At 47.5% G+C, this 25716-nt stretch carries 27 protein-coding genes; 10 read left to right on the top strand and 17 right to left on the bottom strand.

Translation table 11 applies throughout. The features are described 5' to 3' along the window. Positions 1-48: 48 nt before the first annotated feature. Complete coding sequence (gene argH / locus MKY41_RS20250) at positions 49-1377, bottom strand: argininosuccinate lyase (RefSeq protein WP_340746764.1); 1329 nt, start codon at positions 1375-1377, stop codon at positions 49-51. Positions 1378-1535: 158 nt separating this feature from the next. Between argH and MKY41_RS20245 the strand changes: the two genes are divergently transcribed. Next, a complete protein-coding gene (locus tag MKY41_RS20245; RefSeq protein ID WP_340746763.1) occupies positions 1536-1994 on the top strand; it encodes a hypothetical protein in 459 nt (152 codons plus the stop codon). Continuing rightward, positions 1995-2936: a TRM11 family SAM-dependent methyltransferase gene (locus MKY41_RS20240; RefSeq protein ID WP_340746762.1), complete on the top strand. Its 942-nt coding sequence runs from the start codon at positions 1995-1997 to the stop codon at positions 2934-2936. A gap of 308 nt (positions 2937-3244) precedes the next feature. Here the strand turns inward: MKY41_RS20240 and MKY41_RS20235 are convergent, their stop codons facing one another. From MKY41_RS20235 to MKY41_RS20210, 6 genes are all read right to left on the bottom strand, one after another. After that, complete coding sequence (locus MKY41_RS20235; RefSeq protein WP_340746761.1) at positions 3245-4765, bottom strand: sensor histidine kinase; 1521 nt, start codon at positions 4763-4765, stop codon at positions 3245-3247. Continuing rightward, on the bottom strand, positions 4762-5409 hold the full coding sequence (locus MKY41_RS20230; RefSeq protein ID WP_340746760.1) for a response regulator transcription factor: 648 nt from the start codon (positions 5407-5409) through the stop codon (positions 4762-4764). Before MKY41_RS20230 ends, MKY41_RS20235 begins: the two co-directional genes overlap by 4 nt. A 104-nt stretch (positions 5410-5513) precedes the next feature. Then, entirely contained in the window at positions 5514-7244 is a 1731-nt protein-coding gene (locus MKY41_RS20225; RefSeq protein WP_340746759.1) for a methyl-accepting chemotaxis protein, read from the bottom strand. A gap of 29 nt (positions 7245-7273) precedes the next feature. Then, positions 7274-8641, bottom strand: a complete 1368-nt coding sequence (locus MKY41_RS20220) for a sensor domain-containing phosphodiesterase (RefSeq protein WP_340746758.1) — start codon at positions 8639-8641, stop codon at positions 7274-7276. A 174-nt stretch (positions 8642-8815) separates the two neighbouring features. Then, positions 8816-10195, bottom strand: a complete 1380-nt coding sequence (locus MKY41_RS20215; RefSeq protein ID WP_340746757.1) for a leucyl aminopeptidase family protein — start codon at positions 10193-10195, stop codon at positions 8816-8818. Between the two features lie 53 nt (positions 10196-10248). Continuing rightward, positions 10249-10407: a hypothetical protein gene (locus tag MKY41_RS20210; RefSeq protein ID WP_340746756.1), complete on the bottom strand. Its 159-nt coding sequence runs from the start codon at positions 10405-10407 to the stop codon at positions 10249-10251. Positions 10408-10515: 108 nt separating this feature from the next. Here MKY41_RS20210 and MKY41_RS20205 point away from each other — a divergent pair, with 108 nt between their 5' ends. The 4 genes from MKY41_RS20205 (at position 10516) to MKY41_RS20190 (ending at position 13196) form a co-directional block, all read left to right on the top strand. Next, positions 10516-11196: a DNA alkylation repair protein gene (locus tag MKY41_RS20205; protein WP_340746755.1), complete on the top strand. Its 681-nt coding sequence runs from the start codon at positions 10516-10518 to the stop codon at positions 11194-11196. Between the two features lie 128 nt (positions 11197-11324). Then, positions 11325-11663, top strand: coding sequence for a PadR family transcriptional regulator (locus tag MKY41_RS20200; RefSeq protein WP_340746754.1), 339 nt, complete (start codon positions 11325-11327; stop codon positions 11661-11663). A 68-nt stretch (positions 11664-11731) separates the two neighbouring features. Beyond that, positions 11732-12295, top strand: a complete 564-nt coding sequence (locus tag MKY41_RS20195; RefSeq protein WP_340746753.1) for a DUF1700 domain-containing protein — start codon at positions 11732-11734, stop codon at positions 12293-12295. Beyond that, positions 12285-13196 (top strand): DUF4097 family beta strand repeat-containing protein, encoded by a 912-nt coding sequence (locus MKY41_RS20190; RefSeq protein ID WP_340746752.1) that lies wholly within the window; start codon positions 12285-12287, stop codon positions 13194-13196. The genes MKY41_RS20195 and MKY41_RS20190 overlap by 11 nt, the downstream gene beginning before the upstream one ends. A gap of 24 nt (positions 13197-13220) precedes the next feature. On the opposite strand, the gene MKY41_RS20185 is transcribed toward MKY41_RS20190, so the two are convergent. Then, the gene (locus tag MKY41_RS20185) at positions 13221-13457 is read right to left on the bottom strand and encodes a hypothetical protein (RefSeq protein ID WP_340746751.1); all 237 of its coding nucleotides are present in this window, start codon (positions 13455-13457) and stop codon (positions 13221-13223) included. Between the two features lie 129 nt (positions 13458-13586). Between MKY41_RS20185 and MKY41_RS20180 the strand changes: the two genes are divergently transcribed. Continuing rightward, entirely contained in the window at positions 13587-14045 is a 459-nt protein-coding gene (locus tag MKY41_RS20180) for a YaiI/YqxD family protein (RefSeq protein WP_340746750.1), read from the top strand. A gap of 97 nt (positions 14046-14142) precedes the next feature. Here the strand turns inward: MKY41_RS20180 and MKY41_RS20175 are convergent, their stop codons facing one another. Together MKY41_RS20175 and MKY41_RS20170 are read right to left on the bottom strand one after the other, a co-directional pair. Further along, positions 14143-14442 (bottom strand): hypothetical protein, encoded by a 300-nt coding sequence (locus MKY41_RS20175; RefSeq protein WP_340746749.1) that lies wholly within the window; start codon positions 14440-14442, stop codon positions 14143-14145. 22 nt (positions 14443-14464) lie between these two features. Next, positions 14465-15469, bottom strand: coding sequence for an LLM class flavin-dependent oxidoreductase (locus tag MKY41_RS20170; RefSeq protein ID WP_340746849.1), 1005 nt, complete (start codon positions 15467-15469; stop codon positions 14465-14467). Between the two features lie 247 nt (positions 15470-15716). Here MKY41_RS20170 and MKY41_RS20165 point away from each other — a divergent pair, with 247 nt between their 5' ends. Together MKY41_RS20165 and MKY41_RS20160 are read left to right on the top strand one after the other, a co-directional pair. After that, on the top strand, positions 15717-16796 hold the full coding sequence (locus MKY41_RS20165; RefSeq protein WP_340746748.1) for a type III polyketide synthase: 1080 nt from the start codon (positions 15717-15719) through the stop codon (positions 16794-16796). 10 nt (positions 16797-16806) lie between these two features. Beyond that, the gene (locus MKY41_RS20160) at positions 16807-17355 is read left to right on the top strand and encodes an isoprenylcysteine carboxyl methyltransferase family protein (RefSeq protein WP_340746747.1); all 549 of its coding nucleotides are present in this window, start codon (positions 16807-16809) and stop codon (positions 17353-17355) included. A gap of 32 nt (positions 17356-17387) precedes the next feature. Here MKY41_RS20160 and nhaC read toward each other — a convergent pair whose 3' ends face one another. Both nhaC and MKY41_RS20150 read right to left on the bottom strand, forming a co-directional pair. Continuing rightward, the gene (gene nhaC, locus MKY41_RS20155; RefSeq protein ID WP_340746746.1) at positions 17388-18767 is read right to left on the bottom strand and encodes a Na+/H+ antiporter NhaC; all 1380 of its coding nucleotides are present in this window, start codon (positions 18765-18767) and stop codon (positions 17388-17390) included. Between the two features lie 284 nt (positions 18768-19051). After that, a complete protein-coding gene (locus MKY41_RS20150) occupies positions 19052-19756 on the bottom strand; it encodes a thermonuclease family protein (protein ID WP_340746745.1) in 705 nt (234 codons plus the stop codon). Between the two features lie 367 nt (positions 19757-20123). Here MKY41_RS20150 and MKY41_RS20145 point away from each other — a divergent pair, with 367 nt between their 5' ends. Further along, positions 20124-21776: an alkaline phosphatase gene (locus tag MKY41_RS20145; protein ID WP_340746744.1), complete on the top strand. Its 1653-nt coding sequence runs from the start codon at positions 20124-20126 to the stop codon at positions 21774-21776. Positions 21777-21848: 72 nt separating this feature from the next. Here the strand turns inward: MKY41_RS20145 and MKY41_RS20140 are convergent, their stop codons facing one another. From MKY41_RS20140 to lepB, 5 genes are all read right to left on the bottom strand, one after another. Continuing rightward, entirely contained in the window at positions 21849-22229 is a 381-nt protein-coding gene (locus MKY41_RS20140; RefSeq protein ID WP_340746743.1) for a fluoride efflux transporter FluC, read from the bottom strand. Next, positions 22226-22603, bottom strand: coding sequence for a fluoride efflux transporter FluC (locus tag MKY41_RS20135; RefSeq protein ID WP_340746742.1), 378 nt, complete (start codon positions 22601-22603; stop codon positions 22226-22228). Before MKY41_RS20135 ends, MKY41_RS20140 begins: the two co-directional genes overlap by 4 nt. Continuing rightward, a complete protein-coding gene (locus MKY41_RS20130; protein ID WP_340746741.1) occupies positions 22600-24783 on the bottom strand; it encodes an ATP-dependent helicase in 2184 nt (727 codons plus the stop codon). The genes MKY41_RS20135 and MKY41_RS20130 overlap by 4 nt, the downstream gene beginning before the upstream one ends. A gap of 103 nt (positions 24784-24886) precedes the next feature. Next, complete coding sequence (locus MKY41_RS20125; RefSeq protein WP_340746740.1) at positions 24887-25066, bottom strand: hypothetical protein; 180 nt, start codon at positions 25064-25066, stop codon at positions 24887-24889. Between the two features lie 85 nt (positions 25067-25151). After that, positions 25152-25679 carry a signal peptidase I gene (gene lepB, locus MKY41_RS20120; RefSeq protein WP_340746739.1) on the bottom strand — a complete coding sequence of 176 codons (528 nt, stop codon included), beginning with the start codon at positions 25677-25679 and terminating at the stop codon, positions 25152-25154. Positions 25680-25716: the final 37 nt, after the last annotated feature.

The following is a 25716-nucleotide window of genomic DNA, read 5'->3' as shown; positions in this document are numbered from 1 at the left end:
TCAGCCAAATCGTAAAGGGGCTGTCCATTCCCAGGCAGCCCCTTTTCCTCATTTCTTCACTTGTTTCATCAATTGCTTATTCCCTTTGGTGATAATGTTTTCGTAATCGATATATTCGTAAATATCATTGGTGATCTGGCCGCTGAACTTCGCTAATTCCTCGATCGTCAAATCCTCGATCGCCTTCTTCTGTTCCTCGCAATAGATGATCAGCTTCCCGACAATCTCATGCGCATCCCGGAATGCGGTCCCTTTGCTTACTAAATAATCCGCCACTTCTGTTGCGTTTAGGAAGCCTGCCTTGATGGCCGCTTTCATCTGATCCGCGTTCACTTCCAGCGTATCAATCATTCTTGACATGATTTCCATGCAGTCCATGACCGTATCAAGCGCATCGAAAAACTGCTCCTTGTCTTCCTGCATATCCTTATTGTACGTCAACGGCAGCCCTTTCAGCGTCGTCAACAATGAAAAGAGCGACCCGTACACGCGCCCTGTCTTTCCGCGGATCAACTCGGCGGCATCCGGGTTTTTCTTCTGCGGCATGATGCTACTTCCCGTTGAATACGCATCGGACATCGTGATGAATTTGAACTCCTGGCTGCTCCAGAGGATGAGTTCTTCGCTCAGACGGCTCAAGTGCATCATAATGATGGAGAAATCGGACATCAGCTCCAGCAAGTAATCGCGGTCGCTGACGCCATCCAGAAAATTGTCAACCGGTTTTGCAAAGCCGAGCTGCGATGTCGTCACCGTGCGGTCGATATGATGCGTCGTCCCCGCCAATGCGCCGCAGCCGAGCGGATTTTCATCCAAAATTTCAATGGCGCAAGCAATCCGCTTTTTATCCCGTGCAAACATTTGGGCATAGGCGCCGAGATGGTGGCCGAACGTCACAACTTGTGCTCGTTGCAAATGGGTATATCCCGGCATGATGACATTATTGGCAGCCCCTTTTTCATGCAATGAATCGATGAGCATTTGCAGGCTGTCCATCACTTCTGCCGCCGTATTTTTTGCATACAAGCGCATATCGACGGCCACTTGGTCATTCCGGCTGCGCGCCGTATGCAGTTTTTTCCCCGTCTCCCCGATGCGCTCCGTCAACTGCATTTCTACGAAAGAATGGATATCTTCATAATTTCCCTCGATTTTTAATTCCCCTGATTCGATATCTTGGAGGATCGATTGCAGGCCATTGATGAGAAGTTCTCCTTCTTCCTGTGTCAGTAATTCACAATGGACGAGCATCGTCACATGCGCTAAACTGCCCGTGATATCTTCTTTATATAAACGATGGTCGACTGGCAATGATGTATTAAACTGTTCCATGATTTCATCCGCACGGCTCGTAAAGCGTCCACCCCAAAGCTTCATATCTATCTCAACCTTCCAGAATGAATTTTTATACAATATAGTGTATTATAATTAACCAAACTGTATATTGCAATACATTCTGCGGTTTTTCATTTGCACCGAATGCGCCTATCTGCCAACAGATGCGGTATACTTTATGGATGAAGGAGCTGAAATGAATGGAGAAACATTTTCCGATTGAAACGATCGAGCGTTGCCATAAAGAGACGGAAGCAGTCATACAGAAAGAGACAGGCGACTTTCTGAGCAGAAGCGTTTCTTATCTGAAAGAAAACACGGAAGAATTTCTATATATCGAGTCACCTGCGTTTGAGGCCATTCGGATCGATGCGTTAGTGCTCGAAATCGATGATGTCTTCCAAACGTACACCGCTCTGTTCGGATTGGGGCTGCAAAAGAAATTACGCGAGCCAATGAAATCATTCCTTGATGCAAATTTGCAAGGGGACGGCATCCAATACAGCATGCTGTTCTCCGGGGATGACGGGGTTTGGGATGTCAATGTGACGTTGAATGGGATGGAAGGCTTTGATGAAACTCTTACGTTGGAACAGGCGGTTCAATTGGTGGTCCGATTCGTTGCCGACTTAGTTGACGCGGCGAAGGATGGGAATTGATTGAACAACAGACAGTTTATTTATACGTATAGCCGGCATCGGGATGAGCATGATCTGTGCCGGCTGGAAATGCGGGCATTTTTCGGATTAGATGTGGCGTCCAATATTTTGATCAGCCCTATGGAAATCGATCCGAGCCGAAGCCCTTTCATGAAGGAACGGCTGGATGTGCAATGGGAAGCTGACACGTTGGAGGAACTGTATCGCCAAATCGAATCTGTCGATTGCGGTGATCGGACTTTCAAAGTGCTCTGTTTGAATTCAACCGACCTCGGGGATACGAAAAAGATCGGCCACGCAGATCGGCGGAAAATCGAACGGGATGCCGGCTTGCAGATTCCAGGCGAACCGGATTTGAATGAACCGCAAATAACGTATGGGATCGTGCAGCAGGACAACCGATGGTATTTCGGGGAGCACAAGCTAAGTGAAGCGGTGTGGTACCAGCACCAGCAAAAGCCGCATATGTATTCCACGGCACTCGGCACCCGGCTGGCACGGGCCGTAGTGAATATTGCAGTCCCCTTCCCGGAAGGCATCCGGGCGATCGATCCGTGCTGCGGCATCGGGACCGTGCTCGTCGAAGCGCTCTCGATGGACATTGAGATGAAAGGCCGAGACATCAATCCGCTCGTCGTCTGGGGATCAAGGAAGAACATCAAGCATTTCGGACTGGAAGGCGACGTGGCCATTGGACCGATTGCCGCGGTTGCGGACGAATATGACGTTGCCATCATCGACATGCCGTATAACCTATTCACCCATATTACGGACGAAGGCCAGCTCGACATTTTGAAGCAGGCGCGGCGCTTCACGAAGAAATTGGTCGTCGTAACTATCGATACGATCGATCACATGATCCACGAGGCCGGTTTTTCCATCATGGACCGATGTGTCGCGAAGAAAGGGACCTTTTCCAGACAAATTCTCGTTTGTGAATGAACGGCTTGAAGGGGGCTATCCTGAAACCTGGAAAATCGTTCAGGAAGGCTCCCTTTCCGTGGGCGTCGCCTCAGCCTCCTCGGTCGCTTCGCGCCCTCCGGAGTCTTCGGCTGACCCTACTCCCACAAGAGTCTCGCCGTTCCTGAACGATTTTCCTGACATAACCTACCGAATGTTTGCTTGCACTCATCTCGGCATTCCTTGCACTCACCCGCCAATCACTTGTAATTGAAAACCTTTTACACAATAAAAAACGGGCTGCCCTGGGACAATGCACAGCCTCGTCCCATACGGCAACCCGTTCTTTTTTATTTCGGAATGGAGACGATGGTGGTTGTCCCTTCATTCAACATGGATTGTATGTCTATTGTGCCGCCATATGTTTCGGCGCGCTCTTTCATACTGAACAGCCCGATTCCTTTCCGCTGATTCCCCTTCAAATAGCTCTCAACTGAAAATCCGATGCCGTCGTCCTGGATCGTGAGCCGGATGTCTCCCGGATTGTTTTCCAAGATGATTTCAACTGTTTGAGGGCTTGCATATTTGGCGCTATTCGTCAAAGCCTCTTGGCAAATCCGATAGAGAGCTGTTTCAATTTCAGGTTCCAGCCGTTGCTTATCGCCTGATGTCGTAAGCCTTACTTCGATATCATGCACTTTTTCAAAATGATCGATGTACATTTTCAATGCAGGTAAAAACCCGAGATCGTCGAGTGAACTCGGCCGCAAAGAATGGGCAATCTCTTTCACTTCTACCATAGCATCTGCAGTCATCTTTTTTGCTTTTTGCAAGCTCGGAGGTTTCGCTGCTCCCGGGATTTCATTCTCCGCCAAATTCAATGTCATTAAAATACTATATAGCGATTGGCCGATTCCGTCATGCAGCTCTCTCGACACCCGTTTCCTTTCTTCCTCATGTGCTTGTAAAACGAGTTTCGACAAGTTCTTTTCAGCTTCAAACAGCATATGCTCGGCCTCCCTCCATTTAGATTCTGCTTCTTCTTTGCTCGTCAAAATATATTGGATTTGCGGATAAAACACCGCACGGAATAAATACAAATATCCAACGAATTTATAAATATGACCGATTAGATTTTCAATATCATACACTTTATCGTAAAGGGTAAAGTACAATTCACCTGTCATGATGATAAAGATCGCCAAAGCCAATTGGAGAGTATGCAGTTTCCGAGTTTTTCTGTACTCTGCCATTAAGGCGATCAGTGTCACGAGCATAAATGTACAAATAATGTATTCCAAACTCACTTTCATGCTCGTAATCCCATATTCATCATCCAGCAAGGTCGGCAACAGATCTTGCCGAAAAAATAGGGACGCACTGATGAAACTGACCCATAAAATGGATAGGGAAAGGGCCCGTGATCTTTTCAATCCCATCACTTTATACGGCAAGATCACGGCAACCGCCATGCCGATACTTTCAGACAACCTCGCGAAAATCCATAGCCACGTCGCCCGATTACCCGAAAATTCATCTTCATAAAATGGCATTCCCTTGTAAAATAGCGTATGGAGCAAATCATATGTACCGACCGCGAAAAAGACCATTCCGATAAAGAGGTTCACATTTCGCGAATCCCTTGAATGAGTAATCATCGCTTGAATGAATATGCAAAACGACACGAAAATACTGAATGATTCCAACACCGTATGAATCAATAAAAACTGAGGGCCGGGAATGCTGATCATTTCATAGTTAAAAAACGCGCGAACGGCTCCCATGAGCAGGATGCCCAGAATTGCTATGTATAAATAGCGAAGCTCGTGTTTTCGTAAACGGACCGGATTTTCAAAGTTGACACTGCTCATGAGAAATCCAGAAACCCATTTTTCGCCGCATATTCCACAAGAGCGGGACGAGTTTTCAAATTCAACTTTTCCATGATTTTCGATCGATGTGATTCAATGGTTTTAATCGAAACGAACAGCTGCTCAGCGGCTTCCCGGTTCGTATACCCTTTGGCGAGATAGGACAGGACCTCTTGTTCACGTCCGGACAGTTTCATCAAATTATCATCATGGGTCGAACTCGATTTCTGAATATAATCTTCCAAAAGAAGCTTCGTCGCGTTCGGATATAAATAAGCCTCGCCGATGCTGACCGTTCGGATCGCTTCAATCAAGTCATTTTCATGATGACTTTTCAATAAATAACTTGTCGCCCCCGCCTGCAATGTACGGAAGATATATTCTTTATCGTCGTGCATCGTCAAAACGATGATTTTAATCTGATCATTTGCTTCGGTAATCTGCTTGATGGCCACCATACCGCTCTTTTTCGGCATCTTCAAATCCATAATGACGATATCAGGCACTAATTCCAATGCTTTATGGACCGCCTCTTCTCCATCTTCCGCTTCCCCAACGACCTTCATATCGGGCTGGCTCTCAATCATTAGTTTGATTCCAGACCGGACGATTGCATGATCATCTGCAACTAGGACCGATATCATGAATCTTGCCCCCTCTACACAGCTTTTTAGACACATTATACCATGAGTTTTCATTATTTTACTTTTAAAGGGTAAATTTTGTCATTTGCTGTGTGTAAGGAATTTTACTTTTCCAATTTAAACTGACCGATGATTTCTTGCAGGTCGGTCGCCATATTGGCCAAGGATTCGGAAGCCGATGTGATCTCCTCTACAATAGCGCTCTGCTGTTCTGCTGCAGCAGCGACCGATGTACTATTATCTGCTGTTTGAATTGCAACTTGTTCCGCATGTTCAACCGTATGGACCAATTCCTCCGTTCCCGCATTGATTTCTTGGATGGATGCGTTGATCGTTTGGATTTGACTTGCGACATTCTCAATATCCGCATGGATCCGAGTGATCGATTGGCTTGCGGAATCGACCAAATTCCGGCCCTCTAGTATTTCCGTCTCTTCTTGCTTCGCGGCTTCAATCGTCTCGTTCACCTTTTGCTGGATGTCATTTACCAACTCACTTACCTGATTCGTCGCATATTGCGATTGCTCAGACAGCTTGCGCACTTCGTCGGCGACAACTGCAAAACCTTTTCCGTGTTCTCCCGCCCTTGCCGCTTCAATCGCTGCATTCAAAGCAAGTAAGTTCGTCTGATTGGACACATCGTCAATTAACGAAATGATCCGGCCGATTTCCGCCGATGTACCGCCGAGCGACATGATCACCTTTGACATCTCATCGCTGGATTCTTGGATCGCCAGCATTTGATCTTTCGCCTGATTCAATATGTCATAGCCTTCTTTTGCGTTATTCTCGGTGCCGATAGCGGATTCGGACAGGTCCTCCACGCTTCGGGTAATCATTTCTATTCCGTGGCTAATCGTTTGGACTGTATCCTTGGAATGCCGCGCCCCTATCAACGTTTCAGCTGTCTCTTCAGAAATGACTTGGATGGAAGCGGCGACTTCCTGACTCGCGCTGCCCGACTGTTCCGCACTGGCGCTCAATTCTTCCGATGTCGCCGCCACCTCGGCCGCATTCACCTGGATATTCGTCACCATCCCTCGCAAATTGCGCAGCATTTGGTTGAAACCTCGCCCTAAATCTCCCAGCTCGTCTTTCCGATTGATTTCGAGTTCATCCAAAGACAGATTCCCTTCGGCAAGCTCTAGCATATGATCACGTACTGTAATAATGGGAGTCGTCATCCGGGAGACGATGATGAAAACAAGCGCCACCCCGAGCACGGCCGTCAACGCGACCGTGATGAATAATGAATGGAGCAGCTGATTCGCTGATGCGTTGAAGTCCTTGTAAGAGGCGCTTCCCGACAATATCCAGTCCCACTCTTCAAAAGTAGTGGAGTACGCTATTTTCTTTACGCCGTCATGGATGTATTCCGTAAATCCCCCGCCTGCATCCGCTTGTTCGATAAATTTTTGTATATAGCGGACGCCATTCTGGTCCTCCAAGCCGAGCACATTGTCCCCTTCAATCATTGGATGACCGAGTGCCAACCCTTCATGGTTAATGACGGTCAAATACCCTTCTTCTCCGAAATGATAATCGGAGGTGATGTTCCGCTTTCCTTCCCCAGTCAACGGCCCAATCAATTCGGTCTTGGCGATTTGCTGGGCCTCTTCTTCCGTGATGAACCCTTTATCGACTTGCTGTTGGAGCAAGGCCAACGTCGATACCGCAATTTCCACTTTATCTTTTATTTCATTCCGCCCTAAGTCGTCCAGCGAGTCACTTGCTTTGAAGTACGAATAGAAACCAATGAATAAACTCGGCAGTATGACTAAGATTGCTGTCAGCGCAATCATCTTTGTCCGGACTGACTGTACTCTGAATTTCATTTTTCAATCCTCCGTGATGAATAAATCTGTCAAATACCATGGGCTGTGCTATGTACCGGGACATACAGCTTTTCAAACATCGGCAGCGGAATCGGTTTGCTGTATAGGAATCCCTGCACCTTGTCGCATTTTAGATCCGCCAATAACTGGAGCTGTTTCTCTGTTTCGACCCCTTCGGCCACGACAGTCAAATCCAATTGGTGCCCAAGCATAATGATCATTTCCACAATTTTTTGTTTGGTGCTATCTGTTTCCATATCGGAGATGAAGCTTCGGTCGATCTTCAATTCATTGATTGGCAAATCCTTCAAATATTGCAAGGAAGAATAGGCAGTCCCGAAATCATCAATGGAAATGCGCACGCCAAGCCGTTTGATCCGTTCAATCGCTTGGATGGTACTTTTCTTGATCAAGAACCGCTCCGTCACTTCCAACGTCAACTGTTCCGGCTGGAAGGAAACTTCTTGCAAAAGATCTGCCAACAGTCTCGGAAAGTATGGACTATCAAGTTGCTGTGCAGAGATATTGACGGATAGAAGCAAATCGTCGAGTCCCTTCTTTTGCAACTGCAGCGCATCCCGCAACGCTCGCCGCAACACCCAAATCTCCATTTCCAAGATCAACCCCGACTCTTCCGCTACACCGAGAAAAGCGGCCGGCGGCAACATGCCAGCTTCCGGATGGTTCCAACGGATGAGCGCCTCCATCCCGCGCCCTCCATTTCCCAAGCCGAAATAAGGTTGATAATATACCTCAAACTGCTCCTTCTCCAATGCGTCATGCAGTTGGGATAAAATTTCAAGATCCGTTTGATGTCCGATTGCATCAGCCGAACGTTCCATATGAGGAAGCATTTGCTCGATTTGCCAATTCCGGCAGCATTGCGCATTTTCAATTGCAATGACGGCCAAATTATTATAGACGTCGATCAAATCCAACAACGTTTCGTCCGAACCAAGGACGTCCCGGAAATGAAGGACAAAGACGCCGAGTAACCGACGCTGCGTGGAAACAATCGGCAACAACCAACTCGACTGAAATCCAAGCTTGCCCGCCTCCTTGTGCAATACTACCCAAGCGGGAGATACACTATCTACTTCTCCATTTTGAGCCGGGCCTAAAAAAGAAGGATGTAAAAGCTGTCCCTCCGACTCCACTTTGATCGTTTGAAGACTGTCCAAATAAAGCTTAGGCAAGGAAGAGGCGACCAGCCGATTCAGCGACTTCCGCTCTGGATCATACAAAAGGATGGACCCGCTCATTTCACGCGGTTCACAAGAACGCTCCAAACTGGTCATCATGACATCCAATATTTCATGCAGCGGCATACCGGAAGAAATATGCCGGATGATGGTCGCTTGATCCCGCCAAGCCCGTACACGCTGACTATCCGTCAAATCCAACCCCTCCTCAGTTACTTTCTTCTCTCATCCGTTTCTTGCTGATGCTTACATTATCGCAAGTTGACGATTAACCCACTATAAGGAAAAACCCTAAAGTTTTATGGAATAAACCACCGTATTTCCCCAAATTTAAAAGAGCACCCCATCTATCGATGGAATGCCCTTTCTTCAGTTGCTCAATTCTACCGTATAATCCGCTAACAGCCTTGCGCCGTAACCCGTCGCCGATTTCGTATAATAGCCGGAAGCTTTTGATTTGTCCATGACGCCCGCCATATCGACATGCAGCCATTTGGCCCCGTCCGGCACGAAACGCCGCAGGAAGAGGGCGGCGGTGATTGCGCCCGCTTCACTCATGGAACTGATATTGTTCATGTCCGCGTAATCGCTCGACAGCGACTGATCATATGATTCGATCAACGGCATCGGCCAAATGAAATCACCGTTGCGTTCCCCGATCCGTTTCATTGTCGCGGATAGCTCCTCATCCCCAAAGACACCGCCGATTTCCGTGCCAAGCGCATTGACGATGGCTCCTGTCAACGTGGCAATGTCGACGATATACTCCGCTTGGCGTTCGCCTGCTCGGATCAACCCATCCGCCAAGATGAGCCGGCCTTCCGCATCCGTATTACCGACTTGGACAGTCAATCCATTCTTATAATGAATCACTTCGCCCGGCAAGACGGATTGGCTATCCGGCATATTTTCCACTATCGGGATGAGGGCGACGACGTTCACTTCCGCCTTCGATTTGGCTAGCAAGGACATTGCCCCCGCGACTGCAGCGGCTCCTCCCATATCCATCCGCATATCGCTAATATCCTTCCCGCTCTTCAAGCTGATGCCGCCCGTATCAAATGTAACCCCTTTTCCGACCAGTGCCACGAGAGGCTTGGAAGCATCCCCTTGATAGATGAGTTCGACAAACCGCGGTTGATACTTGCTTCCTCGGCAGACGGTCAGAACGCCGTTCATTTCCGCTTGGCGGATCCTCCCTTCATCCCATACATCCACTTCCACGTCCGTGCCTTTAAAGTGGAGCTTCAGTACTTCAGGAAATGTCTCGGGATTCAGGACATTTGGTACTTCATTCATCAAATCACGGGAAAAAGTGACCGCTTCGGCTCGGTTTTTTCCCGCTGCAACGAAGGGTTCTACCCCTTCGCCGGATAATTCCAATTCCGTCTGGAACGGGGTGGTATCCGATTGGTAACGGGTGAATTGATAGGCCCCCAATTCCCAACCTTCCACAAAGGCCGTGAGCAAGTCCCCCTTTTCACTAGACGGGAACAAAACAGTCAGGGATTCTTCCTTCAGTTTCGCGACATTCACCTTTGAAGCACTTACATTCCTGGAGATATTCCCTGCCAAGTTGCGGATTTTCTCCAAAGACGGATCGGCTATCTTCTTTATAACTACATAATGAACATCCTCGAAGAACACAGAGCAATGATCGCCGGGCTGATTGGATACAAACCGCTTGACTGTCTCATTTTTCTGTATGGTCGCATCGTCCTGATACATGATTTTCACGGCATTCGTCAATTCATTTCCTCCTCATACGTCCAATTGATCTTCACACTCTATCATACGTATTTTCATCGCTTCTCCGCAAGAACAAGGAAAAACGTCGCGATTGGACCAAGAAATAAAGATAGGAGAAACCAGTTCAATCCACTTCGGTTTTTCCCTTGGGCAATTCCCGCATTGATGAGCGCCAACGTCCCCCATCCGACGACATAACTTCCATTATCCATCTGAATCCCTCCGATTTTGCTACTACTACGTTTACGTTCTTCAGCAAGGAAAGTTCCTGAACAACTGTGGTACACTTTTCCTAATTACCGAAACGGAGGTTGACCTATATGAAACGATGGGATCACCAAGGCATTATTGATCGATTCGAAGCAAATCGCGATGACGCACAAGCGACTCCGATGGCTGCCTATATGAAAAACCATTTCCCATTCCTCGGGATCAAAAGCCCGCTGCGCCAACAATTACTAAAAGAACAATTCGAAGAATATGAGTTGCCTGGAAAGGATCTGCTCTTCGAGGAAGTGTGGACATTATACAAATTGCCGGAACGGGAGTACCAATATGCAGCGATCGCTTTATTGGAAAAAATGAAAAAGCATCTGACAATCGATGATTTGCCAGTTTTACGTCAACTGATCGAATCCAAGTCTTGGTGGGATAGCGTGGATACCATCGCTCCAAAGCTCGTGGGCCATATTGTATTCCATAATCGGGAGCAAGGGGGCCTCGTGATGGCGGAATGGTCGCAATCCGGCAATATGTGGACAAACCGTTCAGCCATCCTTCACCAACTGAAATATAAGAACGAAACGGATACTTCCCTTTTATCTAAAATCATTGAGCAGCATTCATTCTCCGGCGAATTTTTCATCCAGAAAGCGATTGGCTGGAGCTTGCGCGAGTATGCCAAAACCGACCCGAATTGGGTGCAGACCTTCGTCGCGACACACTCATTGAAACCGTTAAGCAAACGGGAAGCATTGAAACACTTTACAAGCATCGAATGAGATGCTTTTTTATTTCACTTTAAACAGTACCTTGCATAGAATAGTACCGTGTGATATATTATTGTCAATAACTACCTAGCATGAAACGCTACTGTCTATTGATTAGTAGTGAAAGGAGCGTACAGCAGGTGAATGTGCAATTTAAAAAAGGAGTACTGAATCTATGCGTGCTCGTCCTTCTAGACAAACAAGACCGGTACGGATATGAGCTCGTCCAGAAAATCTCAGATCAGATTTCCATTTCGGAAGGCTCCGTCTATCCGTTGCTGCGCCGGTTAACTAAAGATGGGTATTTTACAACGTATTTGCAAGAATCGACCGAAGGCCCGCCTCGTAAATATTATAAGTTGACCGACACAGGCCGGGCTTATTTGCAGGAACAACTGGAAGAATGGCGTAGTTTCACGGAAGGCGTTAATAATTTGATCGAGGAGAGTGTCCGAAATGACATAGATTCCTCAGATTAGAAACTGATCTATAGACCTGGAGTTTTAATTTCCAACACATTAAAAATGGGAGACACAGGGGTGGAAAGATGAAAAAGAATGAATTTTTACAAGAGCTGAAGCGCTTGATTCACAAAATTCCCGAACATGACCAAGCTGAAATCTTACAGGATTTGGAGGAGTATTTTACGGATGGAATGTTGGACGGAAAAACCGAAGAGGAAATTACAGCCGCGCTCGGTTCCCCGAAAGCATTGGCGAGGGATTTATTGGCCGCGCATCATCTGGAAAAAGCGGAAACAACGATTTCGTCCGGCAATGTATTCCGGGCTATGTGGGCGGTCTTGGGGTTAGGATTTTTTAATCTGATCTTCGTATTGGGACCTTTTGTCGGATTGGTCGGGGTATTGATTGGCGGATGGGCGGCCAGTGCCGGTTTTATCGCCGCGCCGCTTCTCGTGCTTGTAAATTATTTCCTTTATCCGGATACATTTGAATGGTTTGACGTGTTTGCCTCCTCCGCATTTTGTGGGTTAGGTCTGTTCGGGGCGATGGGCATGTATTCCGTAACAAAATTTTTGCAAAGTGGCTTTCTCCGCTATTTGAAATTTAATATGAGGCTTGTAAAAGGTGGTTTGCGTCATGCTGAATAGAAAAGAGCTCTCCCTCGTCGCCTTGGTACTTCTTATCGTTGGACTGGTCGGGAGCGCGTGGACATTCGGGAAAATGGAAAATACGGAATGGATGACCGAAGTCGTGAATGTAGAAAATAATGGATTTCAGGACATCCAAATTACCGTGGACAATGGAAGTGCAGAACTTTTGCCGACAAACGAACCGACTGCTCGCATTGAGGTTTCCGGACAACAAGGAAAATATAAACTGTCAGCGGATGCGAAAGAGGATCGCCTAGTCGTCCATCTAGAGGATAAGAATAAAAAGCTTATTAATTTTAACTTTAGCTTCAAAACACCGGCTGTCAAAGTATATGTGCCCGCAAACCGATACGACGCAATTCAAATGGAAAGCCGCAATGGAAAAATGAAGATGGACACGATCCAGGCTCATGAAATTGTAGCTACAACAAGAAATGGTTCTGTCGATTTGACAAATATTGATACGGAAAAGCTGAGGGCAGATACAAGAAATGGAAAAATTCGCGCCGATCAACTGACCAGTTCCACCATCCAAGCCAAATCGAACAATGGGCGAATTACGATGAAAAATAGTACGGCTGAAACAATGACGCTGGAAGCGGATAATGGCAAAATCGATTTGCAACATGTCCAAGGTCAAATTATAGGCGTTGCCAAAAACGGTCGAATTTCACTTCTCGCCCACGAGCTAAATCATCCGATGGACTTGAAAACGAATAACGGTTCCATATCCATCCAAACGGATCGGGAGCCTACAAACGCAATCATCCAAACACATGCCAGTAATGGGTCCATTACCGTTTTCGGAGAAAAGAACGGAGCGGGAAGTTACGGTGCCGGGGAGAATTTGATTCAGCTTTCCACTAAGAATGGAAAAATTGAAGTGGGGAAACGCTAAAAGAGGATGCGCGCGCATCCTCTTTCAGCTATTGATGGAGTTCATGATTTTCGCGTCTTTCATATTGACGTAATTCTGTTCCCCGACCCGGCGCTTGATTTCCTCTTCGGATAGAGGAGGTGGCACTTGGTCGGCGGCAAGCTCTATCGTATCCGGCTCCACTTCCGTCCTCTCGAGCGCAGCATTTCGCGCATCAATCGCGCGCCCATACTCTTCCATTTCTTCCCGCGACATTCGCACGTCTTCCGGTTTTTCGAACATGGCCCATTCTCCTTCCTGTTTGTACAATTTTTTCTACTTTACCCTGGCCCATCTAGTTTCAAACCGATGATTTTCCCCGTTCTATGTTTGCTATACTAATCATAAGACAATAGAGAGGGAGGTTGCTGGATGGCGACAATTCTTATCGATGCGGATGCCTGTCCGGTAGTGGATGAAACCATTCGCATCGCCAAGCAGTTCGGATTCCGCTGCATGCTTATTTGCGATACGACGCATGAAATGCACCGGGATGGCGCGGAAACCATTATCGTTTCGAAGGGAGCGGATGCAGTCGACTTCGTACTTGTCAACCGTGTACAGAAAAACGATATCGTCGTAACACAGGACTATGGATTAGCGGCCATGGTCCTTGCCAAACAAGGGCATCCGATTGATCAGAACGGCCGGCTCTATACGGAAGATAATATGGATCAACTGCTCTACGCACGCCACACCGCACAAAAGATCCGGATGGCCGGAGGAAGGCTGCGCGGTCCGAAAAAACGCTCCAAAGAAAGCAATGTGAAGTTCGAAGCGAGCATGCGGGCACTATGCCAGCGTATTGCCAAAATCGAATCGAATACATGAGGCGCTCGCCTGAATTCAGAGCGCACGACATATGAAAAGCCTGCCACGATTGGCAGGCTTTTCATATGTCAAAACAGAAAATCATATACTTAACCAATCATGGTTCCACTTGGATGACCAGGATGTCGGCATCTTCAATCGCCCGTAGGCTATGCTTTTCAAATGGCGCCATATGAAGGAGGTTTTCCGGGGAGACGAAGACTTCATTCCCCTCCACCTCGAATCGGACGATCCCTTTCCGAGCGACAATGATCACGTCCCGTTCGGAATGATGTTCCGCAACTTCTTCGCCCGCTTTCAGTTGGATGTTCATGATGGCTGCCTGTGGCAAGGATACAACCTTTTCCAAATGCTTTGCTTTTTCAATTAATTTCAATGGCGTAGGAATCACTTCCATAGTGCTTGGTCCCCTCTCTTTTTCAATTTAGCATTTCGTTTGCAATCAATTCATAGGACTTCAATTTGGCAGCAAAATCGTACGCTTTCATGACAAGCATCACTTCGTCGGCCACATATTCTTCCGCAAGCTGCTCTATTTGGGAACGGACCGTCTTCGGAGTGCCGACGATCATCCGCTTGCGATTTTCGAGTACACGCAACCGCTCATAATGACTGTATTCATAAGACAGTGCTTTTTCCGGAGAAGGAGTACCTGCCGAACGCATCCCCTGCTCCGACATGATCAACGATAAATCCAAGGAAGAGATGAGTCGTTCCGCCTCTTCCTCCGTTTCGGCGCAAGCGAAGAAGATGGCAACCGCCTGTTTCGGCTTTTGTAAATACGCAGACGGGACAAACTGTTGCCGATACTTGGCAGCGTATACAGGTCCCCCTTCCCCATTGATGAACTGGGCAAACATGTACGGCAAGCCTTTTTCAGCCGCAAGCAGGCCCGAATCAGGACTGGACCCGAGCATCCAGACAGGCGGTGCCGATTCCGTCACCGGGGTCGCCTTCAAGCCGAAATACGGATGATCCTCCGGCATCGTATCATGCAAATACATGAGCAGATCATCCACTTGGTCGGGAAATTGATGGACGTTTCGGTATTCCCCATTATTCAACGCATACGTGGCACGCGGCATGCCACCTGGGGCACGGCCGACGCCGGCATCGATCCTGCCGGGAAACAGCGCTTCCAACAGGCGAAAATTTTCCGCTACCTTATAGGCCGAGTAATGGGGCAGCATGACACCGCCCGAGCCGAGGCAGATGGTTGACGTCACGGAAGCCAGATGGGATATAAGGATTTCCGGAGAAGAACCGGCAAGTGTCGCCGTGTCATGATGTTCGGAAACCCAGAAACGTTCATACCCCCATTGTTCGGCCCGCTGCACAAGTTCCGCCGTCTGTTGCAGAGCGGTCCGGGCGTCGCTCCCTTCGGAAATCGGCGACTGATCCAAGATACTTAATTTGACCACTATCAGAATCCCCTTCCGTCGTCCCCTTTCCGTGCAAAGGCAGAGGCGCAAAAGGGACGCAGTGTAAGCTTTTTTACAGGAAACTCGAATTATCTTAGTTGTATATCCAATCTTACCTTCATCTTCATAATTATGAAAGTGAGATACTTTTCAAATCAATCGCAAGCACAGCAGATTTGCCCTATGTTTACGCGATACGGTCCTAGGAAATAGCAATACTATTATGTTAGTGGGAGGTTGGTGGGGTCTGATGCCTAAGATACTTTCAATCAGTACGATACAACCCCGATATGAGGTGACACAAGACGAAGCGGTCGAATTAACACGCTCTTTGTTCAGCAAACGATTCAAAGATATCAATCGTCTGTTGACCGTCTTCCAAAATGGGGATATCGAGAAGCGGCATGTCTGTATGCCATTGGATTGGTATGGGGAAACACATGATTTCAAAGAACGGAATGATTTATATATCGAGCATGCCTTGGAATATGGAGTTCAAGCCGTGAAGGATTGCTTACAGGGGGAAGGCTGGCTCGAAGAACCGCTTTCCCCCGATGCAGTGGATGCCATCTTTTTCATTTCTAGCAGCGGGATTGCCACGCCGAGCATCGATGCACGTATTATGAATCAACTCCCTTTCCGGGATGATACGAAACGCAGTCCGATCTGGGGACTCGGTTGTGCGGGAGGTGCTGCCGGCTTAAGCCGGGCGTATGAATATTGTCTCGCCTTCCCGGAAGCCAACGTACTCGTCCTATCCATTGAATTATGCAGTTTGACGTTCCAGAAAGAAGATTACTCCAAAAGTAATCTGGTTGGCGTTTCCTTATTTTCCGACGGAGTCGCCTGTGCACTTGTGTCCGGCGACCGCTCCCCGGTACGCGCCTTGAAAGCAATGCCGGCCATACTGACGACCACTTCCAAGCTTATGCCAGATTCCGAGGAGGTCATGGGATGGGATGTAAAAAACAACGGACTTCATGTCATTTTCTCGAAAAGCATCCCGAGCATCATTACGAAATGGCTCGGTCCGTTCGTCCATGAGTTTCTCGAAAAAGAAGGATTGACGAAAGAAGAGATTACCCATTTCGTCGCTCATCCCGGAGGTAAAAAGGTATTGCAGGCGTATGAAGAGGCTTTAGGGTTTGATCCGTCCATGACAAATGTATCGAGGGAGATATTGCGGGAGAACGGCAATATGTCCTCCCCGACCATCCTCTATGTATTGGAGCGGTTCATGCAGCAAGGGCCTGCCGTGGGCGAATATGGGTTGCTCGCAGCGCTGGGACCTGGTTTCTGCGGGGAATTAATATTAGCGAAATGGGAATGAGGTGAAGGGGATGCTATTTTTTACTGTCGTCGTTTCAATTGTCATTATCCAGCGGATTATCGAGTTGGCTATTGCCAAACGTAATGAAAAATGGATGCGGCGCCAAGGGGCTTTTGAGGCAGGCGCTGAGCATTATCCGCTCATGGTCATGATGCACATCGCTTTTTTTGTTTCACTCATCATGGAAGTAGCCATGCTCGATCGCCCGCTCTCCCCTCTCTGGCATTTCCTGCTGCCGATCTTTTTGCTGGCCCAAGTGATGCGGGTTTGGTGCCTGTCTTCTCTCGGCAAGTTCTGGAATACGAAAATACTCGTTATGCCCGGTGCGGATGTTGTGCGGAAAGGTCCGTACAAATGGCTTCGCCACCCAAATTATGTCGTCGTATCCATTGAAATTCTAGTCCTTCCCTTATTATTCAGTGCCTACTTCACAGCGTTCGTCTATTCCCTGCTCAATATTTGGATGTTATCTGTCCGGATTCCCACAGAAGAAAAAGCATTGCGAGAAACAACCGATTATGAAGAACGTTTTTCATTAAAAAAACATCCGGCCAAATGAAAGAAGCTTCCCCGGCGCGAGGGAAGCTTCTTTCATTTATCGTACGTCAATGTCTTGCCCATCAATCCGAACAGGATCGTCAGGACGGGAGACAGCAAGCAGAAGACGGCGAACGGGAAATAGGCAACGGTTGCCACCCCGAGCACTTTCGTGATGAAGATCCCGCAAACACTCCAGGGGACCAATGGGTTGACGACCGTGCCAGCATCCTCCATCACTCGGCTTAAATTCTTGCTTTTCAATCCGATTTTCTCATACTGAGGGCGGAAAGCTTGGCCCGTCAATAAAATGGACAGATATTGCTCCCCGATCAGCACATTGATGCCGATCGCGGTCAGTGCTGAAGAGGTAATGACCGAACCCGCCCGTTTCAAAACGCCGGCCAGTTTATCAAGTAAGCATTGGACGATGCCAAGCGTAAACAATAGCCCACCCATGCTCAACGCAAGCAGCACAAGCGCAACGGTGAACATCATGCTTTCCATCCCGCCCCGGGTAAGCAAGGCATCGATATCTTGGATTCCCGTCTTGGAAACATACCCTCCGAATAAAATACCGAACAAGTCCGCCATGCCATTAGATCGGTGGATGAACGACAAAAGGATGGCCGAAAGGGAGCTGGACGCCAACGTCAACAAGGCCGGTATTTTGCCGATCGTCATCACAAAAAGGACGATAAGCGGGATGAAGGCGTACCAATGAATGAGCCCCGTATCCAATAAGCCCGCCTGGAAAGCATCAATTTTCCCAAAGTCCACCCCTTCCATCCGAGGGGACAGTATACCGAAGAAAATCAATGAAATGAAAAACACAGGAATCGTCGTCCATCCCATATTCCGGATATGTTCAAACAGATCAACCCCCACTATCGAAGAGGCTAGATTCGTCGTATCCGAGAGAGGCGACATTTTATCACCAAAAAATGCACCGGACACGATAGCGCCCGCCACCATCGGCAAAGAGAGGTCCATGACATCCGCCATGCTGATGAAAGCGACCCCCACAGTAGCGACTGTCGTAAGGGAACTGCCGATGGATACACCGACAATCGATGTCACAACGAAGACGATCGCAAAGAAAAAAGCGGGAGTGATCAATTGAAAGCCTAGGTAGATCAACGTCGGAATCGTGCCACTCATCATCCAACTGCTGATCAGAATGCCTATGAAGAAAAACAGGAAGACTGCCCCCATCCCGGCACTCGCTCCATCCACCAGTCCTTTCTCCAACTGTGCAAAAGGCAGTTTTTTAAGAAGGCCATACGCGATTAATAAAAGAATGGCGAAAAAAATGGGGATATGCGGTACGGCGTCAAATACGATGATACTGACACTGATCATAGCAATGACTAGGCCGGTGAGCAGCAGCGCTTCCCAAAAGGCTGGGCGCAAGACTGATTTTATTTGAAACATGATGAGCCTCCTGATGTGTGTAAATAATGAAAAAAATAAAAAACTTTTTCAGCCCCGCGTCAGGGATGAAAAAGTCTTTTACAACGAGCGGATGGGACGGACTTTCAAACACGCCCTGGTGTTAGAATGTATACATACAATCCCCCAACATTTCATCCGGTATGCCTAATTTCCTTTTAGCATATCCAGTGAGGAGGGGATCCAATCAATGATAGATATATTCAACTTCCCTAGTGTAACATATACTAAGGCGTCATAGTAAGTTCATCTAACGAAAAAGCCGCTTATTCACAAGCATAACCGTCCCGATCGCCGTCCATTTTTTCCGAATAGGCCGGGTGCCCTTTCTTCACGCCGTTCGGATATTTCGTTCGTAATTCCGTACAGTTTTTGAAAACTTCCACGGGTTCCGAGACTGGACTCTGTTCCGCATTCTCTTTATCATATGCTTCGCTGTCAAAACCGCGATCTGTCGCATAATCCTCGATGGACCAGATGCCGAGCCCTTTCTTCTTTGCGACATTTTGAGCCTTTTCATACGGATCTAAATGGCGCGTATTCGGCGGATACACATAAGCTACACGGGCCAATCCCTCTTCCAATAACTTTTCTTGGACGCTCTCCCCGTCGACATACACATAAGCAAGTAGTCGGCCATATTTATCAATTCGTTCACCGATATCAAATTCAATTTCAAGTGTTCCGCTGTTTATCAGCTCTTGGTTTCGTGCTTTGGCTTCGTCGCCAAATGGCTGCTTTCCGAGCCGCGGATGATTGGTTTCAGGGGTGTCGATGAGCAAATAGCGGACATTCTGCTCTTTCCCCTCGTATATGATCTTGATCGTATCGCCGTCTATTACCTTCACCAGCTCTACCGGGACCAGCCCTTCTCGCGTGGGAGACTGTTCTCCATTACCGAAAGTGTCATATAAAAAGACTGACACCAACCCAAGAAAAATAGCTCCTAGGCCCATTTGCAATTTTTTCATCAAAAGAAGCTCTTCCTTTCCTATTCAACTAGTGCCATCCAATGTTACCAGTTTCGCAGAATCGGTTCAAATGGGGGAAATCAAGAGTCGGGCATGGTTTAGAAGTGGAGGCTGGGGACAACTGTCATGACTACATTTTAAAAACTGTAAGGGCCCTTAGAAACTCTTATGGCAATTTGACGAACTGTAAGGACTATCCCCGGAATAAAAACAGTAAGCCCTCTCTCTCAGTTAAAATAAAGTAATGGCTCAAAATCCACACTTTTAATATCATTAACAATTTATTTACCTATGATTCATATTAGATTAATAAACACCCCCTATGATAACTGATGAGGTTACTACTTTCATTGAGGGGGATGGCAACATGAAGAATGTGTTGAGAAAGAAAACAGCAATTGTCTCAATGGCCGCTGTTGTAGCTTTTTCATCGTTAGGCTTTGGCTACAATCATATCACTGAGGCGAAGAACAATCAGAATGAACCGACCAATGTCATTATGATGGTGATGGATGGAACGAGTGCAGGGGCTACTTCGCTTGCCAGATGGTACAAAGGCGAAAACCTGGCGATGGATGAAATCGTAATCGGAGGCGTGCGAACGCATTCAGCCGAGTCAGCGATCACCGATTCTGCGCCAGCTGCCACTGCCTTGGCGACGGGGCATAAGAGTAATGATAAGATTGTTGGACTTCTTCCTGAGTTAGTGAGTACACCAGGTGTCGAAGCGGTGGATCCTGAGGATGCCTTCAAACCAGTTGCGAATGTATTAGAGGGTGCAAAACTGCAAGGCAAGGCAACGGGGATCATTTCTACATCCGAAATTCAACATGCAACTCCTGCGGGCTTCTCTTCTCACGCAACACACCGCAGCAACTACCAGGATATCGCTGAGCAACAAGTGTATCAGGAAATCGATGTTGTTCTCGGGGGAGGTAAAGAATCCCTATTACCTGGCGAAGGGAAAAATTCACGAGTGGACGGCGAAGATTTGACTAAAGTCCTTGATGAAAAGGGATATGACTTTGTTGAAACACGTGAGGAGCTATTACAAACAAATTCAGATAAAATTTGGGGATCCTTTGCTCCATCTGCGTTAGCTTATGACTTTGATCGCGAAACAACGAGTAATCATGAACCAACTCTTGCTGAAATGACGGAAAAAGCGATTGATACACTCTCTACAGATGAAGATGGTTTCTTCCTATTTGTTGAGGGAAGTAAAGTGGATTGGGCGGCACACGCAAATGACCCGATTGGCATCATCAGTGACGTATTAGCATTTGACGATGCGGTACAAGAAGCATTGGACTTTGCGAAAAAAGACGGAAACACAATGGTCATTGCAGTGAGTGACCACGGGAACAGCGGAATTACAATGGGGAATGTCAACACAAATAGCAACTACCCCGAAATTCCGGTTTCTACTTATATCGATCCTTTGAAAAAAGCAACGATGACTGTTGAAGGTGCTTTAAAGCAATTGAACGACGATCGTTCCAATATGAAAGAAGTAGCTGAATTATACGGTTTGGACAATCTGACAGAAACAGAAATCGAAGCTCTTAAAGCATCAGAATCTTTACAAGCTGATATGTCGAAAATGCTGTCAAATCGTGCAAACATCGGCTTCTCTACAGGTGGTCATACTGGTGAGGATGTCTTCCTTTACGCCTATGGCCCATCTAAACCATACGGATTGGTAGACAACACCGATCTTGCGAAAACAATGGCGTCCTTCTTAGGATTTGATCTGAATAAAACAACAGACAAGTTATTTGTTAATGCAAAAGAGAATTTCGAGCAAAGAGGATTCGAAACGCGCATTGATGTGACAGATGAAAACAACCCTGTATTTATTGCAGAAAAGAATAATATCAGGATCGAACTACCTGTGAATAAAAACATTGCCCATGTAACGAAGCCAAACCAATCGTATACAAAGACACTTGACGGTGTAACCGTTTATAACGAAAAAGATTTCTATGTATCGGAATCTGCATTGAACCTATCCAAATAATCTTGTAACGAATGATTCCCTTATGCAGTTTGTCTAGGGGAAGCATTCGTTTTAAAATCGTAGTCCCCTACTCTATTCCCTTTTTAGCTCGTCAAACAAGCTCCCGCCAAGAAAATATCCGAAATAGACGAGGCTGATACCCGCCCCATATGTCAGAAGTAGATAAAGGATGGCCAAACGCTTCTGTCCACTTCGCCAGAGTTCCCACCATTCTTTCGTCAACGTTGAAAATGTCGTCAATGATCCCGCGATGCCGGTTGTTCCTAACGCTTTCCACCAAATGGACAACGGCAGACCAAATACGAGTCCAATCAATACAGATCCAGCCAGATTAGCAATGAATGTGCCTTTTGGAAAACCTTTCGGGGCATTCCACTTTTGAGCGATCCAATACCGGGAGACAGCGCCGATAAACCCGCCAATACAGACTAGAGCAAGTGTCATCCAATTCATATGCGCCCCTCCTGTTTTCCGCTCAAATAAAAGCCCGCCGATCCAGCAGTCAGACCACCGATCAGACTGACGGCGACGTAAAGCGCAGCCAAGCCAAAACGTTCCTCTTCCATTAGTAAAATAACTTCCATGCCCAAAGCGGAAAATGTCGTGAACGACCCTAGAAACCCTGTCGTTATGGCATCTTGCACCTCTTTCCGACTCGTCCATCTTTGCAATACGCCGCCCACAAGGTAACAAAGTAAAAACGAACCGATCAGATTGACCGCAAACGTAGCCCAAGGAAAATGGGCTTGCGCAACTACTTGGCTGAATAAAAAACGGCAACCGGCACCGGCCATACCCGCTAGACCAATCCATAGCCAGGCCTTCATTGCGCAGCCTTCTCCAGCAACCGGCGCTCCAGTACCATCTCCAAAGACAGCTTTTTGCTTGTGTTGCCGAAGCGGATATGGATCTCTTCCCCGTCCACTTTCAGAATGACCCCTTGGCCGAACACCCGATGCAACACATCAGTCCCTGCCGTCAATTCCTCCCGACTTCGGATACCGTTCGGGTTCAGCGGAGGAGGATTAACTGACTTCCCTTTGGATTTCCGTTCCTGCTGGACGGCAACTTTTCTTCTTTCAGCAATCTGCATTGGTTCCCCCACCAAGATCCTTTTCACTTCATTGATAAACCGGGAGTCGCTTTTCCGCGTATTTCCCGACTTTTGATAAGATAGCAACTCCAACCGTTCCTTTGCCCGCGTCATTCCGACGTAGAACAATCGTCGAGCTTCTTCCAGCATTAATGTATCCATCACATCCTCTTCCGATGGAATAACGCCTTGGACAAGATCGATCATGAACACCCTCCGGAATTCAAGGCCTTTCGCGCTATGGAATGTGGACAAGGTCACTGCGTTTTCCGGCGGATCATATTTCGCCTGTTGGACCGCTTGCTCGAGTTCCTGCAAGCGATTGGCAAACTCGACCATTGTCCTGCACGAACTTGCAATTTCCTCTAACGTATCCAAAATCCCTTGCAAGCCATCCAGCCGGAATCCGTACTTTTCCGACCTGCTCCGCAACGACTCTTCATATTCCAGTTCATACCGAATAACACGGATGACTTGAGCCGGCCGCATATCGGGAATATTTCTGTACACTTCCTGAAATTCTTTTAATTTCTCGGTTTGGTTTGTCTTTAATTCAACCGCTTCGATGAAACTATCGAATACATCCCCGTCTGTTTCTGCCGAAAGAAAACGGCTCACCTGATTGCGGGACACGAAGAGATTCATCTTCATGACGATTTGCGAGAAGATGTCTTTCCGGTTTGTATTGTAACTGAGCCGCATGAAATTCAGGATGTCCTTCAAAATCCAATGGGAGAAAAACCGGTCGTCGGCATCCTTCATATAAAAAGGGATGCCCCGCCTTGTCAATTCACTGACGAACAGTGTCGAGGAGGCATTATTCCGGAACAGGATCGCCACTTCCCCCAACTCTTTTTCACTCAACAATTCATATGTAATGTATTCGAGCTGGCGTTTTGCGTCATCGAGCCGCTGGATATGGATCGGCCCTTTCCCGCCATTTTCCGTCCGCATTTCTTTCGGATAGCGCTGTGTGTTGCATTTGATGAACGAGGCGGCCGTTTCGACAATTTCTTTCGAGGAACGGTAATTCTGCTCCATCCGCAAGATGGCGGCATCCGGATACACTTTCCGGAAATCCAGTAAGTAGGAAGGGTCGGCCCCTCTCCATGTATAGATCGACTGGTCGTCATCTGCCACGACGCAAAGATTTCCATGATGCGCGACGAGATGCTCCACGATTTTATGTTGGACGAGCGAGGTATCCTGACTTTCATCTGTCAAGACATAGTCATAGCGGCTCCGGAACTGCCCCGCAAGCGCTTCGTCCACCCGAAGCGCTTCTTCCCCGATCAGGAGCAGATCATCGAAATCAAGAAGCCGCTGCCGAGCGTCCCGGGACTTATACCGCTCGTATTTCAAAGCGATCTCCCCTGCCAGTTTGAATGGCCCTTCCACGGCTGTCCACTTTTCCATCGGGACCATTTTGTTTTTCAGCGCGCTGATGAATGTGGAAAGGGAGGACAGTTCATCTTCCGTCGCTTCATCGCGCAGTATCTCTTTATACAACTGTTTCAGCAAGGACGTTTTCGTAATCGCACCCCGTCCTTTTCCGCCTCCCTCGATCAGTTCATATCCGCTTCCCAGTTTCCCTAAATAGTTCCGTGCGATGGAAAACGCCAAACTATGGATGGTCGAAAAATCAACGGGCGGGCTATCCGGAAAAAAACGAGAAAACCGTTCCGCCATCTCTCGGGCAGCGGCACGGCTGAAGGTGACGGCTTTGATCCGTCCAGGGGATACCCCTTTTTCTTCGATTAAATAGCCGATCCGCATAATCATCGTTGTCGTCTTGCCGGAACCCGGGCAAGCGAGCAAAAGAAGAGGGCCTTCCGTCTGCAAAACCGCTTGCCGTTGTACATCATTCAAATCGATATTCAGTTCCCTTTTCTTCCGTACAAAAAAGTCTTCCATGGTGCGAACTCCTTTTATCCGTAACTATTCTCCATTTACTGTACCATAAAAACAGACAAAAGCCTTTGCACGTTGATGTGCAAAGGCTCTATTTGAAGAGGGTTCAAAATCCACCCGTCTCGTTCTTATCCTGCTGCAAGTCCACTTTTCCTTCGCCGCCCCCCGTATATTCCGAAGAGGCGACTTCGTTCTTGCGGCGCTTTTCATCCGAGAATTCCTGACCGATCTGCTTCGGATTTTCCATCTTGTTCTGCGCATTCGGATCCTTTTTTTCTTTTGGCATGCCGTTCACTCCCATTCGTGAATTGTCGGTTAGAATATACCCATTTCCAAATAGGTTTAATCAAAACCGACACGAGAGAAACTTCTTACTTCGGCACTCCCATTTCTCGGATAGGGGCGAAACGGAATTTCACGACACCGACGACGGAGTCCTTATCGATACAGCCCAAGACGCGACTGTCCATACTGTTGCGCCGGTTGTCCCCCAAGACGAACAACTGCCCTTCCGGTACCCGGATGGCGAAATCCTCCGTCAGCTTCTGCCCTTCCCCAATCCGCGCTTTCACCGATTGGATATATTCTTCCTCATACTCTTCCCCGTTGATGTAAAGTGTATCATCGACCATCTCGATGACATCCCCCGGCAATCCGATAACCCGTTTGATGAAATCGTCCTCCGTTCCCGGCGCATGAAATACAATCATATCAAAATGATGGATTTTATATATTTTGGAAATGACTAGTTTATTATTATGCTCAAACGTCGGTTCCATCGACTGCCCGGAAACGATGACGGGCGTGAATAGATAATGCCGGATCAGGATAGCCAAGAGGAAGGCGATGAAGATGGATCTCAACCATGAATAAAATTCAGTATGGCTTCTCTCGTACATTCAGCAACCCCCGTCCTCGAAAATATGTCTCCATTCT

It is taken from the genome of Sporosarcina sp. FSL W7-1349 (assembly GCF_038003045.1).
Lineage (GTDB): Bacteria > Bacillota > Bacilli > Bacillales_A > Planococcaceae > Sporosarcina.
The sequence above is the reverse complement of the archived record's forward strand: the minus strand, read 5'-3'. Positions and strand labels throughout refer to the sequence as shown.

Bases quoted from the DNA above. Each gene is read 5' to 3' on its own strand.
- argH (WP_340746764.1), bottom strand. From the start codon at position 1,377: ATGAAGCTTTGGGGTGGACGCTTTACGAGCCGTGCGGATGAAATCATG.
- MKY41_RS20245 (WP_340746763.1), top strand. From the start codon at position 1,536: ATGGAGAAACATTTTCCGATTGAAACGATCGAGCGTTGCCATAAAGAG.
- MKY41_RS20235 (WP_340746761.1), bottom strand. From the start codon at position 4,765: ATGAGCAGTGTCAACTTTGAAAATCCGGTCCGTTTACGAAAACACGAG.
- MKY41_RS20230 (WP_340746760.1), bottom strand. From the start codon at position 5,409: ATGATATCGGTCCTAGTTGCAGATGATCATGCAATCGTCCGGTCTGGA.
- MKY41_RS20225 (WP_340746759.1), bottom strand. From the start codon at position 7,244: ATGAAATTCAGAGTACAGTCAGTCCGGACAAAGATGATTGCGCTGACA.
- MKY41_RS20210 (WP_340746756.1), bottom strand. From the start codon at position 10,407: ATGGATAATGGAAGTTATGTCGTCGGATGGGGGACGTTGGCGCTCATC.
- MKY41_RS20205 (WP_340746755.1), top strand. From the start codon at position 10,516: ATGAAACGATGGGATCACCAAGGCATTATTGATCGATTCGAAGCAAAT.
- MKY41_RS20195 (WP_340746753.1), top strand. From the start codon at position 11,732: ATGAAAAAGAATGAATTTTTACAAGAGCTGAAGCGCTTGATTCACAAA.
- MKY41_RS20190 (WP_340746752.1), top strand. From the start codon at position 12,285: ATGCTGAATAGAAAAGAGCTCTCCCTCGTCGCCTTGGTACTTCTTATC.
- MKY41_RS20185 (WP_340746751.1), bottom strand. From the start codon at position 13,457: ATGTTCGAAAAACCGGAAGACGTGCGAATGTCGCGGGAAGAAATGGAA.
- MKY41_RS20180 (WP_340746750.1), top strand. From the start codon at position 13,587: ATGGCGACAATTCTTATCGATGCGGATGCCTGTCCGGTAGTGGATGAA.
- MKY41_RS20175 (WP_340746749.1), bottom strand. From the start codon at position 14,442: ATGGAAGTGATTCCTACGCCATTGAAATTAATTGAAAAAGCAAAGCAT.
- MKY41_RS20165 (WP_340746748.1), top strand. From the start codon at position 15,717: ATGCCTAAGATACTTTCAATCAGTACGATACAACCCCGATATGAGGTG.
- MKY41_RS20160 (WP_340746747.1), top strand. From the start codon at position 16,807: ATGCTATTTTTTACTGTCGTCGTTTCAATTGTCATTATCCAGCGGATT.
- nhaC (WP_340746746.1), bottom strand. From the start codon at position 18,767: ATGTTTCAAATAAAATCAGTCTTGCGCCCAGCCTTTTGGGAAGCGCTG.
- MKY41_RS20150 (WP_340746745.1), bottom strand. From the start codon at position 19,756: ATGAAAAAATTGCAAATGGGCCTAGGAGCTATTTTTCTTGGGTTGGTG.
- MKY41_RS20145 (WP_340746744.1), top strand. From the start codon at position 20,124: ATGAAGAATGTGTTGAGAAAGAAAACAGCAATTGTCTCAATGGCCGCT.
- MKY41_RS20140 (WP_340746743.1), bottom strand. From the start codon at position 22,229: ATGAATTGGATGACACTTGCTCTAGTCTGTATTGGCGGGTTTATCGGC.
- MKY41_RS20135 (WP_340746742.1), bottom strand. From the start codon at position 22,603: ATGAAGGCCTGGCTATGGATTGGTCTAGCGGGTATGGCCGGTGCCGGT.
- MKY41_RS20130 (WP_340746741.1), bottom strand. From the start codon at position 24,783: ATGGAAGACTTTTTTGTACGGAAGAAAAGGGAACTGAATATCGATTTG.
- MKY41_RS20125 (WP_340746740.1), bottom strand. From the start codon at position 25,066: ATGCCAAAAGAAAAAAAGGATCCGAATGCGCAGAACAAGATGGAAAAT.
- lepB (WP_340746739.1), bottom strand. From the start codon at position 25,679: ATGTACGAGAGAAGCCATACTGAATTTTATTCATGGTTGAGATCCATC.